The organism is Desulfomonile tiedjei DSM 6799 (genome assembly GCF_000266945.1).
In the GTDB taxonomy this organism is placed as follows: domain Bacteria; phylum Desulfobacterota; class Desulfomonilia; order Desulfomonilales; family Desulfomonilaceae; genus Desulfomonile; species Desulfomonile tiedjei.
Genome location: NC_018025.1, coordinates 5,192,022 through 5,205,196 on the forward strand (window position 1 = coordinate 5,192,022; position 13,175 = coordinate 5,205,196).

Consider the following 13,175-nt stretch of genomic DNA (forward strand, 5'->3'; position numbering starts at 1 on the left):
CTAGACCCCTCCTATCGAAAATAAACGAGCCCTTCCGCGACTTCCTGAGCATTGATTACAAGCTTGTCACCCTGAATTGTTCTCTTGAGGGGATGCGGATTACAGCCGCCTCTGACTTCATTTACCTTGTCGGTCCTGAATTTGAGGCCGCAATTGATGCAAATCATGTCATTCCCTTGCTGCACGTACCCCTTTTTGGATGCCTTGCACACTTCACATGCATCAAGAGCTGCACGGACAACTCCGTCGGTGCTCTTCACAATGAAGAATCGAACTCTCTCCTTGGGAGAAATGGTGTACTGAAAATGATGTGCTTTTCCGTCAGCAAACGATGCGACAGGGAATACAAATGCTCCGTTTACGGGTTTGACTTCCTGCGCGGGAACCGTGAAATTCCACGCGTACACGGGAGCGGAAAAAGCGAGCAATGCGACGGCGCAGAGAGCGATGATGGTGCTTATTGAGGTATGAATCTTCATGATATTTCCTTTCTTTTCTGAGGTAAATTACTGAACCAGGAGATTTTTCAGTTCGGTGTTTGCAGAGATCATCCGTGGCCAAAATGTCTTCCATTCATCCTGGCCGAACGATGCATGCATCTTTTCTTTGAATGTGGGATCGAGAATCTTCACGTCGGCGTCTTTGAAAACCGTGCCGACCCATTCCATGGTTTTGCGAGCCTTTTCCTGGCTGTCTTGAATGCCCGATACCACATGTTCGTCGACGAGCTTTCGGATTCCCAGACGCTGGGCTACGATCTGGAAATACTTCTCCTTGGATCCGAATTGTTGAGAGATACGTTTTGCAAACTCATCCGTATCGATGCCCTGAGCTGTCCTGATCCTTTCCACTTCGGCTTCCACTTCATAGGGTTGAACCACTACAGTCTTGGAATCCGCAATTTGCAGCAGCACTTCTTTTCCAACGGTGTTGAAGAATGCCGCGGCAGGATCTTTGGTTGAAGGATCGCTCATGTCAGCGAGAAGCGGTATGTTCAGATCTTTCGCAAATACGGGCTTTCCGTTGACTCCGGCAATGACCGGCTCGGAAATTCCCGATCCTTCAGGACTGAACAAGCCTTCCAATTTGACGGGATACCCGGCTTTGGCTATTGCTTCACGGATCTGATCGGTATTGGTCTGCTTGTCTCGAAATTTTACGGTTACGTCCTGAGCTGCCAGGCTGACATCGGCCTCGACGACTCCCGGCAGCTTCCCGGTAACTTCTTTCACCGTGACAACGCATGCCGGGCAATTCATATTGTTTACGATTAACCTCGACCCGATGACCTTCCCGGAAAGCATGGCGAATACCCCATAACTTCCCGCGACCAGGAAGAGGATAAGCGCCGCTGCAATCCCCACCTTCTTCATTCTGGCAATGGAGACCTTCTTTTCGGCCTGATCCAGTACATTCAAATCAATTTTCTTGATGTTCTTTTCAGAGGACATACCTGTACTCCATGAGTATTTCAGTGTGCGCAGCGTCGATACGCACAGCATCAAAGTGATCCGAACAAACGTCCGCCACTTGAAGTCGTTAAACTACGACACGAAACTCAAGAATTCTGGGGTACTGGTATCAACAGCGAAGGGAACAGGTTTGAAGATTAACAGGGGTGCCGCGTGCATTCGAAAAAAGAGCAGTCTCCAAAGACACACTTTCTTGTGAAAAGACCGGCAATTCGGAAAGAGCGGCAGTATAGGCGGAAAATCGAATATTCGACTCGTTTACGGTGTTCTGCCCGGAAAGGCTGACAGTCTGAAGGTGTTCCAGACAGCGGCAATTCGGGCAATCCTTTTTCAAAGAGTCTTGCGACACAGAACTTACGTGCTTTTGAGAGCAGCAGGATTTTGACTCGGGAGAGCTGGGAATCGAACACTTCATTCCTGCCGAACATGAACGAGGAGAGGCTTTAGCCATCGAACAAACACGGTCTTTACTCTTGCAGCAACAATTGATCAGTGCAGCCGGCACGGCGGTTACACCGATCATGGAAAAGCAGGAGATAATTATTACAAAATGAGTAAACATATGGCCCTGTTGTTCAGAGTAGATTCTTTATTGATGTAGTCTAGCTATTTTCTTCCTGATGTCAAGCGTTCTTGTTGAGGATTTCTCTTACCAAAACGCATTTCTTAATGTGTTCTACAAGACACATCAAGAATTCCCGCGAAAAAAAGCACACTCTTGATTATCGACTAAATTTACCTGCACGCGAAAAGCTGTTAGAACTACCAATCGGGGAACAATGCGTTCTGCAGACAAGGGAGGAAACGTGAGCTGCGCGGCACCCAAACCGATACACTGGGAAGATTTGAGAAACCGAAATCCGGAGCAGATCTTGAAACAGGATGGCGTTACGAGCACATCCGATCATGCTTATGAAGTCAGGTTCCTTAACGCCAAATATCTTGTGGACGCGGGGGCGGAACGTATCACCGAGCTTTCTCCCTATCCTTCGCGCAGATTGAGCGAAGAATTTCAGATCCTGTTGATCCGTTACCTCGTTGCCGACAATGGCGGCCCTGTAACGGGGGTCGAAGTCAGTGAGAAAGATTTGCCCGGTGGGGTGACTTTTTTCCAGGGGCCGCACACGTTATACGTGTGGCCGATTGCAGAACGATACGGGCGAGACCCTGAAGCATTCGAGGCGCGAGCACTGGAATTGGGGGCACAACGCGTTCCTCATGGCGATACGGCCATGCGCTTTTTTCCGTTCCCCGAGATTCCGGTTACCTATGTCCTGTGGAAAGAAGACGACGAATTTCCCGCGTCAGTTTCAGTGCTCTTTGACAAGTCCATCATCCGATGGTTCGCTCTGGATATGGTGTTCACGACTGTGCTTGCGTTAACGGACCACATTCTTACGGAGCGGCCCTGAATCATCTATGCCAGAGAAACACTTTCTGTCGGAGCATTAATCAGCATCGACAACCGAGACAGCCTGCAATGCAATGAGTTTCATGGCGTCATAGTAGGAAACTTCTACCTGACCTAAATTCTGAATCCAGGTGTTCCATTCTTCACGATCCGTAGAAATCTGAGTCGCATGTTCGGAAAAATACTCAGCCAGATTTCGGGAATCCTTTACCAGACCCATAAAGCCGTTCTGAATATGTACAAGAGCTTCAATGTCACTCATGAGTTGCGCGCACAGGACTCTGGGCACGATGAATTTTGACTTCCGGTAGTGAACTCGGCAGGAATTTTCAGACGAAAAGATACAGGTGATCGCAAACTTGTCCCGAAGCTCAATTGCACTCACCGCATTTTCAATTCTTTCCAGCCGTTCGATAAGATTCATGTGCCTTCCAATCGTAAAATACGATCAGCCATCAGAACAATTTTGTCAATACGAACAATGCGATCCAGTGTGGCTTCGCTTGACTGCTTGCGCTTTCTCATGAAAATGAATAATTGTCGGATTGACATTACCTCATGGAATTACCGGCGGACCGGCAGCGAAGCCGAACCGTTTGATGAGCCGGTCTCGGCGCTTTTCGGCTCCGACCGAATTTGACTTGTGAAACCGACGCGAATTAGCCGGGGTGCGGATATGCTGAATTTCTATTTCAAAGGTATCGTTGTTGGATTGTCAATTGCCCTTCCTGTAGGTCCTATTGCGCTCCTTTGTATTAAACGAACCCTTAACAGAGGCTTCAAATCAGGGTTCAGTTCCGGTCTTGGAGCTGCAGCCGCGGACGCTATATATGGAGCCACGGCAGCCTTCGGGATGACTGTGGTAACCCATTTTTTACTCTTGCACAGTGAGTTACTGAGACTTCTCGGCGGATTAATTCTGTGTTATGCAGGTTACACAATATTCTTTTCCACACCACGAGAAGACGGACCCGATACACAGAATGACGGACTGTTTCGGGATTTTGTTTCCACATTGGCTCTGACGCTGACCAACCCTCTTACCATCATAATGTTTGCCGCGATTTTTGCGGCAGCAGGATTGAGTACCAGTGAAGGGAAGCTTGTTTCTTCGAGCCTCATGGTGTGCGGAATATTTTCGGGATCCACATTGTGGTGGCTGATCTTAAGTGCAGTCACGAGCGTCTTTCATAAGAGAATTCCCGCGAGGGGCCTGAAACTCATCAACAAGAGCGCCGGGTTTCTCATTGCAGCGTTTGGTTTTTTCGTTCTAGCCAGTCTCGTAATCTCCAAGACAGCCACTCTCGGGCAGTAGATCTCTTCTGGAAGCAGACCGGGGTTTTTACAGGATTTCGCTGTTATGCACATAAGACAGCGAATACTGGAGCGTGTCCTGAGCGGAGTGATTAGACGACTTTGCGTCGTCCGGAGCGAAGGATACCTCCAGCCTCCCAGATTATGAAAGGAAAAGCGAATCGGTATTAATCGGTCAAAGTGTTTCCCGAATTCCTTCTCACATCGGCATAATTAACGATTCAGCCTGACACATCCGTATTATTACAAAGTCTTTCCATGAATGAGTTCATATGATGACCGGGGGATGATTTCCAGGGCCGGGAAAACTCTGTATTCTGAAGGAACTCGCCACACGCACGCTTCGACGAATTTCTTGCCGGGAGCCGGGAACCCCATTCGGAAAAGCCCGAGTGAAACAATCGTCCCCTGAAACGATAATTCAACGTCCGCTACAGCGGTATACGTAGGAGTAACTCCTTGGAATAGAGCCCCTGAATCAAGGAGCATTTTTGCCACTTCGGGAAAGCCCTTCAAAGTCGCGTGTAGTAGAGCTGAGTTGTTATTCTTGTCTTTCGCGTTCACATCTGCGCCGTATCTTATAAGAGTCCTGATAATGCTCGCGTGGCCCTTGGCCGCTGCGGCCATAAGGGCTGTTATCCCATGGTCTCGGGTCTTTTGATTTACATCCGCATGCTTCAACAGAAGGATTTTTACGATATCTTCGTGGCCGAACAGCGAAGCCCACATGAGCGCAGTCTGGCCTTCATCGTCCGCCGCGTTGATGTCCGCGCCACGCTCCAGCAATACCTGAACTCCCGGAGCGTGGCCCAGCATGACTGCCCACGCGAGCGGTGTAAATTTGAACTCGTCTTTGCAGTCAACGTCCGCTCCTGCATTCACGCATAATTGAATAGCGGCGGTATCGGAATTCTTCACGGCTTGCATCAACTTTCCCCCCCAGAAAGTACGGTCATCCTGAAAAGACGCCAGAATTATTCCGAGTCCAAGTAGTGCGATAAGAAGCAATCGTTTTTGGAGAAAATTTTCCATATCAATTCTCCCTCCAAGGAAATTGGATGGCATAAAATCACAGTATTGATACTTGTGGAGGTATTAGCTTACGAATTCCAATTAATTGCGCATGCCCTCAGTCTGCCTCGATTCCGGTACAAGCCAAAACCTCGTCATGGTTCGGGCATCCCGCTTCCATTCGTGTTCCGGCGGCAAACCTCTATATTTGGTTTAAATTATTCTCAACAGTACTTCCGGGACGTTAAAAAGCAAGAGCAATTTTTGTGCCACCGGTTCGCGGAACCATGACAATATCTTTCGACTCCAAGAATACTAGAGGGTTGACGGCGAAGGACTTATCCGCAAATCGGGTGGCAGTTCACAATCCAGTATGGGAGCCATTTCGGTAAGATTCGGCTATTAGACAGGAAAACATGCTCGCACCTGACAGGACGCGAGGATAATATACCCGAAAGGGTAAAACGAGAAGGGCATTTCGCGCCCGTTCAGGACAGGAGTGAGCCCCCCGACACCTGATAGCAGCAACAAACATAAATTCAGGGAAGGTCGAGAATGCCCACCAATAAAAAAAGGCTACGGATTTCGTAACCTTAAAGCTGGTAGCGGGGGGAGGATTTGAACCTCCGACCTTTGGGTTATGAGCCCAACGAGCTACCTGGCTGCTCCACCCCGCGATCATCTAAATAGGATATCAAGTGAACGCGCTGATGTCAAGCAATGAAAAAATCGGGCCGGGAATCGCAATTGAGCTATTTTCTTCATAGTAACACCGTCCTAGAGGAATCAGCAGAATTGAGAGAACCGTTCCTCGGAAAAATCCTTTTCTCTTCAGGAAGGAACGGGGAATATTGACCGAATTTCGCTCAGCTTGTATGCTCAAGACCGTTTCCCGGCATGGTCCGGGGAGATTTCCCCTGTCCGGCTCGTATAGTAACGAATGGGGAAACAGAGTCTCATTCATACGCGAACAATAGAGGGCCTGTTGAGCGACACTCCCCAAAAAGCGCGTTACAAACGTCTGCAATCCGAACTCCGTCAGTTCGGGCGGGTTGCAGTTGCATTTTCCGGGGGAGTAGACAGCACTCTTCTTCTCAAAGCCGCATCAGACGCGCTTGGATCGAATGTTCTTGCTGTCACGGCTTACTCACCCACTACTCCTGAACGAGAATTGCGCGAGGCAACCGAATTCGCTCAACTGCTGGGAGTGGAGCACCTCATCCTGCGCTCAAGAGAGATGGAAGACCCCGATTTTACAACGAATTCCCCGGACAAGTGTTACATCTGCAAGAAAAGCAGGTTCGGTGATATTCTGAAGGAAATGGAACCGCGTGGTTTTCCTGTGCTTCTGGATGGATCGAATGCGGATGATGCGAGCGATTACCGTCCGGGAAGTCGGGCTGCAGAAGAGTTAAAAGTGCGCAGCCCTCTGCAGGAGATCGGCCTTTCCAAAAAAGAGATTCGAAGAATCTCGCGGGAACTCGGACTCACCACCTGGGACAAACCATCGTACGCGTGCCTTGCGTCGCGAATTCCCTACGGCCGACAGATTACTGCAGAAAACCTCGATCAAGTGGATCGGGGCGAGGAGTTCATTCGGAGTCTTCTGGGTAGCATACAGATTCGAGTCCGACACTATGGGGATACTGCACGGATTGAGGTCGATTTCGCAGCAATCCCGAAACTTGCAACCAGGAAGATACGAACCGCTCTGGTGAGCTTTTTCCGGCAGGATCTCGGGTTCACATTTGTCACCCTCGATCTTGGAGGATTTGAAACAGGAAGCCTGAACAAGGTGATTACCTCTAATATCAATTTGCATTCAAAATCCCCCCATTCCCCCCTTTACTAAAAGGGGGTAGAAGGGATTTTTGTTTAACTTTGAAAGGCAAATTGGCATGAACCGCCGCTCCGTGACGGTATTTTGTGAGTCCGATCACTATGAGAATAGCGTATTTTGAATGTTTTTCCGGGGCCTCGGGCGATATGATTCTCGGGGCGCTCCTGGACGCGGGATTGCCCCTGAGCGTTTTAGTTTCCGAACTTGAAAAACTCAACCTTGGACATTTCGAGCTACGAGCCGAAAAGACAACCAGGAAGGGACTTTCCGGGACAAAGGCCCACGTGCTGATCGACCAACATCATCATGGTCACCATCACCGAAGACTGGCTGATATTACGCAGATAATATCCCGGAGCGGACTTTCCGAAGCCGTAAAAGCCAAGAGTCTTCAAGTGTTTGAAGTTTTAGCGGAAGCAGAGGCCAGTGTTCATGGAACGACCAAAGACGAGGTTCATTTCCATGAAGTGGGCGCCATGGATTCCATAATCGACATTGTGGGCAGTGTGGCGGGACTGGCAGCTCTTGGGGTTGAGTCCGTTTTTTGCTCGCCGTTACATGTCGGGTGCGGGACGGTTCAATGCGCACACGGCATTCTCCCGGTGCCTGCTCCGGCCACAGCTAAGCTTGTCCTGGGAAAGCCTGTCTATTCAACGGGTGTACCCGGAGAATTGCTCACTCCAACAGCCGCTGCACTTTTGACGGTATTAGCATCGGGATTCGGTCCCATGCCGTTTATGGTTCCGTATGAAGTCGGCCATGGTGCGGGAAGTCGTGACCTGGAGATCCCCAATCTGCTCAGAGTCTTCATTGGAGACACGGAAAATCAGTCCAGCGAATTGGGGAGTGAAATCGTGGCGATTCTGGAAACGAATATCGATGACATGAATCCCCAGGTGTACGATCATCTCGTGGAAAAAGCGCTCGGCATGGGTGCGCTGGATGTTTTTCTCCTGCCTATACAGATGAAGAAGAATCGTCCGGCAACGCTCGTAACAATCATGTGCCCGATCGACCTGGTGAAAGCGTTTTCTGATTTGCTTATGCGGGAGACAACCACCATAGGGGTGCGCTGGCGCGTGGAAAACCGCATAAAAGCGACTCGGTCCATTAAAGAGATTCGTACGAAATATGGTCTGATTCGGTTCAAAATAGCATGCGCCGGGGATGAGATCACCAATATCCATCCGGAATATGAAGACTGCAAGCGTTTGGCTATGGAACAAGACATACCGCTCAAGAAAGTGCTGGAGGAAGCGCATTTTGCTGCATTAAACGCATTACGGGATGATTGTTCATGAAAGTGGAACTCTGTTTCTATGCATCTCTGGCGTCACTTCTTCCGGAGTATGCAGTCAATAATGCCTGTTTCGTGGAACTGGCCGAAAATACGACCGTACGCGATGTGCTGCGACAATTTGCCGTCCCTGAAGATATTCCGAAACTCGTATTCTTGAACGGTATTCATGCACGCGAAGACGAAGTGCTCAAGCCGGGAGACCGGGTCGCAGTCTTTCCACCCGTTGCCGGCGGCTGAAATCATGTATGAAGAAGGGTCGGGAAAAGCGCTTGTCCGGAAATATTCTCCTGATATTTTCCGGGAAATACGTAGATATTTTGCGAAGATCTTCGTTTTCTCACTTGATATTTAAGTTGACCCGCTCGCATAATACTATTGTCATTGCCTCTACGAACAGTTTGAGCCGACTCGCATCAGGAGGGAAACCATGCGCGTTCTACTGTATATCTTCTTGTTATTGGTACCGGCACTCGCGTACGCAGCCTCTGCTCTTGAAACCGATGTCATAAAGACTTCGGATGGCGATCTGAAAATTACGTTTATCGGACATGGAACATTGATGTTTGAATACAAAGGAAAGGTGATCCATATCGATCCCTACGGAAAACTGGCTGATTTTTCAAATTTCCCCAAAGCGGATCTCATTCTGATTACTCACGAGCATCAGGATCACCTGGATCCGACTGCTCTTAACAAGGTGAAAACCGACAAAACAAAACTGGTCGTCACGGAAACGGTTGGGAAGAACCTGCCGGGTCGAATCGTCATGCACAACGGCGATGCGAAAACAGTGGACGGCATCAAGATAGAAGCTGTCCCGGCTTATAATCTCGTACATATGAGGAGCGCCGGTGTGCCTTTTCATCCGAAGGGAGTGGGCAACGGATACGTCTTGACCTTTGGCGACAAAAGGGTCTATGTAGCCGGAGATACGGAAAACACTCCTGAAATGAAGCAACTCGCGAATATCGATATAGCTTTCCTCCCTATGAACTTGCCGTACACCATGACGCCGGAAATGGTTACGGATGCAGCAAAAGCTTTCAAACCCAAGATCCTCTACCCATATCACACGGGTGACACCGATCTATCCAAGCTTACGGCTTTGATGAAAGGGACGGAAGGAGTCGAAGTTCGACTGCGCAAGATGAAATAGCGTTGAAATCGTCTTCGATCGTGTACAATCAGTTTGCCCGCTGTAGGTATCGCATAGCGTACAGTGATATTTTCCGGCTCCACTCACGTGAGGAGCATTCGGTTCGGTAGTGACCGGTTTTCTTGACATTAGCACCATGGCGGGCATTAAGAGGCTGTCTCAAAAGTCTCGAATGTAGGAGAAATCGTGCCACGATCTGAGGTAAATTTCGATTTTTGAGACAGTTTCTTAAGGCTAAGGCCGGGTTGGACGAGTCTATCCAAAACCACTGCTTTGCCGAGACAATCTTTAGCTTCTTAGGGAGAGTTCATGACTGCACGAATGATTTATATCCTTGTCTTTGTTTGTATCTTTGGATTTTCTTTGAGCGCACATGCTCTCACCTGTGAAGAATGCAAGGAATTGAACAAGACCAAGCAGTCGATACTGCAGCAACTGTTAAAAAAAGACGAGGAACTGAACGCTGCCTTCAATAAGAAGAATTTTTCCGAAGTTGGTGAAATTCGCAATAAAATGCTTGAATTGCGCAAGAAGATGATCGAGCTGCGTGGAACTGACGAAAAGTGTGAAGAAGCCTGCAGACCGGATATCGTCAAAGGTGTGGAATGTCGAAAGATCATAGAAGATATACTCCGGTTGGAAGCTGTCGAGAATACCGTGGACGAGGCCCAGGTCGATGCACTGTACCGGCAGCTCAAAACGTGTAACAGCGAATGGGAAAAGCTCAAGAAGAGCGATTGACGTCGAAAGAAGCCGCCGTTTCTATGGCGCCCTCGGATCGCATCTATCATCTGCACCAGTCTGTTAAGAGCATCATCTCAGCTCACAAGATGATATTGCCTGGAACGACTGTCGTACTAGGTGTTTCCGGCGGACCGGATTCGGTCGCCCTTATGCATGTCTTGCACGCGCTGAAATCAGACTTGCGATGCAGCATCCATGTAGCTCACTTGGACCACGCATTGAGATCGGACTCCCGCGCTGACGCGGAGTTCACCTTTCAGGCTGCGGAACGGCTCGATCTTCCGTGCTCGATTCGGCGGGAAGACGTTCGAACATTGGCCGCAAATCTTTCGATGAGCCTGGAAGAAGCCGGCAGAAAAGCACGATATGACTACTTCCGGGAATTGTTACGTAAATTTCCCGGCGGAAGAATTGCCACAGCCCACCATCTTGACGACACAATAGAGACCTTTTTTCTACGCATATTGAGGGGATCGTCTCTCCAGGGAATTCAGGGTATTAGACCGGTACACGGTGCTATTATCAGACCGTTTGCTCATACGACACGCAGCGAAGTACTGGAATATCTTGAGGATGCGGGTATTCAGTACAGAATCGACCCTACAAATCTCACTATTTCCGCAGATCGAAATTTTATCAGGCACGACATAATTCCTGCGGTGCAAAAACGCTTCCCTCAGTACAGGAAACCGCTTGCGCGCACCATGGAGTTGATCGGTCAAGAAGATCGGTTCATCTCTCGGCAAGCATCAGAACTGTTCAATCGTGCCGTTCGGTCTACCGATTCAGGGCTAACACTCAGTATTGAACCACTATGGCAAGCCGATGAGGTGCTCGTTGCGCGCGTGATTATCTTGGCTCTTTATGAGACTGCGGGGCCATATGCCAGAATCGGCCGGGTTCATGTGGAGTCCATGAAGCAGATGATCTATTCGGAGAATCCTTCGGGCAGAATCAGCCTGCCAAACAGGCTTGAAGCAGTGCGGAATTACGCCGAACTCAGAATTGCGCGAAAGGAATCGACGTTTCAGGATTCCCGCCTAGAAACTGAAATACCTGGCCCGGGGACGTACCAATTCGGTGCCGCTGGACCAAAAATCTCGTTTGAGATAATTCCGGCCGAACTCGTTGACGTGAATTCGGCAGACGGTGCGGAAACAGCATTCTTCGACGCGGAGCAAGCCGCGTTTCCTGTGGTGCTGAGAAGCGTGCTCCCTGGAGATCGATGTAGGCCATGGCCGGGGAAAGGTTCCCGCAAGATCAAATCTATACTCATAGACGCAAAAATACCGCGGCACATGAGAAAACTGGTTCCGCTGCTATTCAAAGGAGACGAATGCCTGTGGATCGGGGGGCTTCGGAGAGGCAATGCAGCTCCCGTCACTGATACGACGCAGACAGTGCTGAAGGTTATGCTTACGCGAGAGGGGTGTTTCGATACATCCGGAAGATCGGGTTAATCAGGGACTTGTAACCTGATAGGTGTATGAGAATTTGGTGCCGTTACAGCCATCCGCGCAGGTTCTGTATGCGTATTGATTGCATGCCAAATCCGCATCGAAACCAACATCGGGAGTAGTGTCCAGAGGTATATTAAAGAGAAAATTGCCTACGGAATTATCTTGCAGACATCGACAGGTGATGTGACATTTTGTCCATACTTGCCCGGCAGATGCATTCCCGCAGGAAACAATTACCACCAGGGCCACTAAGACAACGAACAATGCGGTTTTCAACGAGTTCATTCTCTCACCCGTTTTCTTGGTGAGAGCAACTTTAGCATAGAATCTCAAATTGATGCAACATGAACCCTGAATGTGAGCAGATAGTTTTCCTGGCTTTCTGTGTTCGAAATTTTCGATCACAGTCATCATATTTATTCGTTTGACTCGGTTTTGGTGATCATTTAAGAATTGGTTCCACTTACCGAGACGAAGCCGTTCTTGATCGACTTCACCGGATTCGGAAGCCACTTGAACACTGTAGAGACAAAATTTGGCTTCTTCATCCAGAAGGAGGGTTTCATGGAAAAGTGTGCAACAATCAGCATCGTCGTCATGCTATTGTGCTTGCAGGGTATCGTGACGCAAACGGTGAAAGCGAATGAAGGTAACGGGCTCAGAACAATCGAACAAGTTATCGAAGACGCTCATGAAGACGTGAGTTGCATAGGCATTGACGAACTGAAGAAGAGAATCAAGAAGAACAATAAGCTTGTCTTGTTGGATGTCCGAACAAAGTCAGAATACGATGCAGCTCACATAAAGGGCTCTGCGTGGGTTGAGCGCGGCATCGCAGAGTTTGTGCTTGTACAGAAATTACCGGATTCAAATGCTGAAATCGTCGTCTATTGCAAGAAAGGCCACCGAGCGGGTTTGGTGGTGAAAGCCTTGATGAAAGCGGGTTTTAGAAATGTGGTGAGCCTCGAAGGTGGCTTTGACGAATGGGTACATCAAGGCAACACTGTTCACAACAGCCTGGGTGAATTCAAAATGGTCAACCCCGCCAGGTTCGGCGCGGGTTCGTTCCAGGTAGAGTTCTATCAGAACAAGAACTGATCACCGCACCCTCCTTCTTGTGGGTGCCGCCATTTCTTTTCAGGACAAAATAGATATCAATCAACGCATGGCAATCACTTTTTCGCAGATTGCTCGTTATTCAGATGCTTCTTGTAATTTGAGAAGCTCCATAATGCCAAAGTAACGCTTTCTTCTGGGCTGTCCTCGTCGTGAAAAAACAGTGCCGCTTTTCGCATGTGTTCCAGCGCATGAAAGATGTCCATTACGAAAAAGCTTGTGGGGTAACAACTCGGAGTAGAGAGAATCTTTTCTCGGATCACAGTCCCTCCAACTTTCCAGATCCTCCCTAATCCCGCTTTACCTATAAACGGTTCTCAAAAGTTTTCGCGGTCTTGTGCCGACATTCAG

Annotated in this window: 15 protein-coding genes and 1 tRNA gene; 9 read left to right on the top strand and 7 right to left on the bottom strand. The window is 49.0% G+C overall.

Annotated elements, in window-relative coordinates:
• Window positions 1-11: 11 nt before the first annotated feature.
• Entirely contained in the window at window positions 12-479 is a 468-nt protein-coding gene (locus DESTI_RS22205; RefSeq protein ID WP_014812225.1) for a DUF2318 domain-containing protein, read from the bottom strand.
• Window positions 480-506: 27 nt separating this feature from the next.
• Window positions 507-1,451 carry a heavy-metal-associated domain-containing protein gene (locus DESTI_RS22210; RefSeq protein ID WP_014812226.1) on the bottom strand — a complete coding sequence of 315 codons (945 nt, stop codon included), beginning with the start codon at window positions 1,449-1,451 and terminating at the stop codon, window positions 507-509.
• Window positions 1,452-2,278: 827 nt separating this feature from the next.
• On the opposite strand from DESTI_RS22210, the gene DESTI_RS29295 reads away from it, so the two are divergent.
• Complete coding sequence (locus DESTI_RS29295; RefSeq protein WP_014812228.1) at window positions 2,279-2,884, top strand: DUF3786 domain-containing protein; 606 nt, start codon at window positions 2,279-2,281, stop codon at window positions 2,882-2,884.
• Window positions 2,885-2,920: 36 nt separating this feature from the next.
• Here the strand turns inward: DESTI_RS29295 and DESTI_RS22225 are convergent, their stop codons facing one another.
• Window positions 2,921-3,307, bottom strand: coding sequence for a hypothetical protein (locus DESTI_RS22225; protein ID WP_014812229.1), 387 nt, complete (start codon window positions 3,305-3,307; stop codon window positions 2,921-2,923).
• Between the two features lie 252 nt (window positions 3,308-3,559).
• Here DESTI_RS22225 and DESTI_RS22230 point away from each other — a divergent pair, with 252 nt between their 5' ends.
• A complete protein-coding gene (locus tag DESTI_RS22230) occupies window positions 3,560-4,198 on the top strand; it encodes a LysE family translocator (protein WP_014812230.1) in 639 nt (212 codons plus the stop codon).
• Between the two features lie 242 nt (window positions 4,199-4,440).
• Here DESTI_RS22230 and DESTI_RS29300 read toward each other — a convergent pair whose 3' ends face one another.
• Window positions 4,441-5,229, bottom strand: a complete 789-nt coding sequence (locus DESTI_RS29300; RefSeq protein ID WP_014812231.1) for an ankyrin repeat domain-containing protein — start codon at window positions 5,227-5,229, stop codon at window positions 4,441-4,443.
• A gap of 579 nt (window positions 5,230-5,808) precedes the next feature.
• Window positions 5,809-5,885: transfer RNA gene (locus tag DESTI_RS22240), tRNA-Met, on the bottom strand.
• A 308-nt stretch (window positions 5,886-6,193) separates the two neighbouring features.
• Between DESTI_RS22240 and larE the strand changes: the two genes are divergently transcribed.
• The 6 genes from larE to tilS all read left to right on the top strand — a co-directional run bounded on the left by larE (window position 6,194) and on the right by tilS (window position 11,708).
• The gene (gene larE / locus DESTI_RS22250) at window positions 6,194-7,060 is read left to right on the top strand and encodes an ATP-dependent sacrificial sulfur transferase LarE (RefSeq protein ID WP_014812232.1); all 867 of its coding nucleotides are present in this window, start codon (window positions 6,194-6,196) and stop codon (window positions 7,058-7,060) included.
• Window positions 7,061-7,149: 89 nt separating this feature from the next.
• Window positions 7,150-8,349, top strand: a complete 1,200-nt coding sequence (gene larC / locus DESTI_RS22255; protein WP_014812233.1) for a nickel pincer cofactor biosynthesis protein LarC — start codon at window positions 7,150-7,152, stop codon at window positions 8,347-8,349.
• A complete protein-coding gene (locus DESTI_RS22260; RefSeq protein ID WP_014812234.1) occupies window positions 8,346-8,585 on the top strand; it encodes a MoaD/ThiS family protein in 240 nt (79 codons plus the stop codon). Before larC ends, DESTI_RS22260 begins: the two co-directional genes overlap by 4 nt.
• 190 nt (window positions 8,586-8,775) lie before the next feature.
• A complete protein-coding gene (locus DESTI_RS22265) occupies window positions 8,776-9,504 on the top strand; it encodes an MBL fold metallo-hydrolase (RefSeq protein ID WP_014812235.1) in 729 nt (242 codons plus the stop codon).
• A 309-nt stretch (window positions 9,505-9,813) separates the two neighbouring features.
• Window positions 9,814-10,245 (top strand): hypothetical protein, encoded by a 432-nt coding sequence (locus DESTI_RS22270; RefSeq protein WP_014812236.1) that lies wholly within the window; start codon window positions 9,814-9,816, stop codon window positions 10,243-10,245.
• Window positions 10,218-11,708 carry a tRNA lysidine(34) synthetase TilS gene (gene tilS, locus DESTI_RS22275; protein WP_014812237.1) on the top strand — a complete coding sequence of 497 codons (1,491 nt, stop codon included), beginning with the start codon at window positions 10,218-10,220 and terminating at the stop codon, window positions 11,706-11,708. Before DESTI_RS22270 ends, tilS begins: the two co-directional genes overlap by 28 nt.
• On the opposite strand, the gene DESTI_RS30965 is transcribed toward tilS, so the two are convergent.
• On the bottom strand, window positions 11,709-11,993 hold the full coding sequence (locus DESTI_RS30965) for a hypothetical protein (protein WP_157212243.1): 285 nt from the start codon (window positions 11,991-11,993) through the stop codon (window positions 11,709-11,711).
• Between the two features lie 279 nt (window positions 11,994-12,272).
• On the opposite strand from DESTI_RS30965, the gene DESTI_RS22285 reads away from it, so the two are divergent.
• Window positions 12,273-12,806, top strand: a complete 534-nt coding sequence (locus DESTI_RS22285) for a rhodanese-like domain-containing protein (protein ID WP_014812239.1) — start codon at window positions 12,273-12,275, stop codon at window positions 12,804-12,806.
• Between the two features lie 74 nt (window positions 12,807-12,880).
• Here DESTI_RS22285 and DESTI_RS22290 read toward each other — a convergent pair whose 3' ends face one another.
• Window positions 12,881-13,087 carry a hypothetical protein gene (locus DESTI_RS22290; protein ID WP_014812240.1) on the bottom strand — a complete coding sequence of 69 codons (207 nt, stop codon included), beginning with the start codon at window positions 13,085-13,087 and terminating at the stop codon, window positions 12,881-12,883.
• Between the last annotated feature and the right edge of the window lie 88 nt (window positions 13,088-13,175).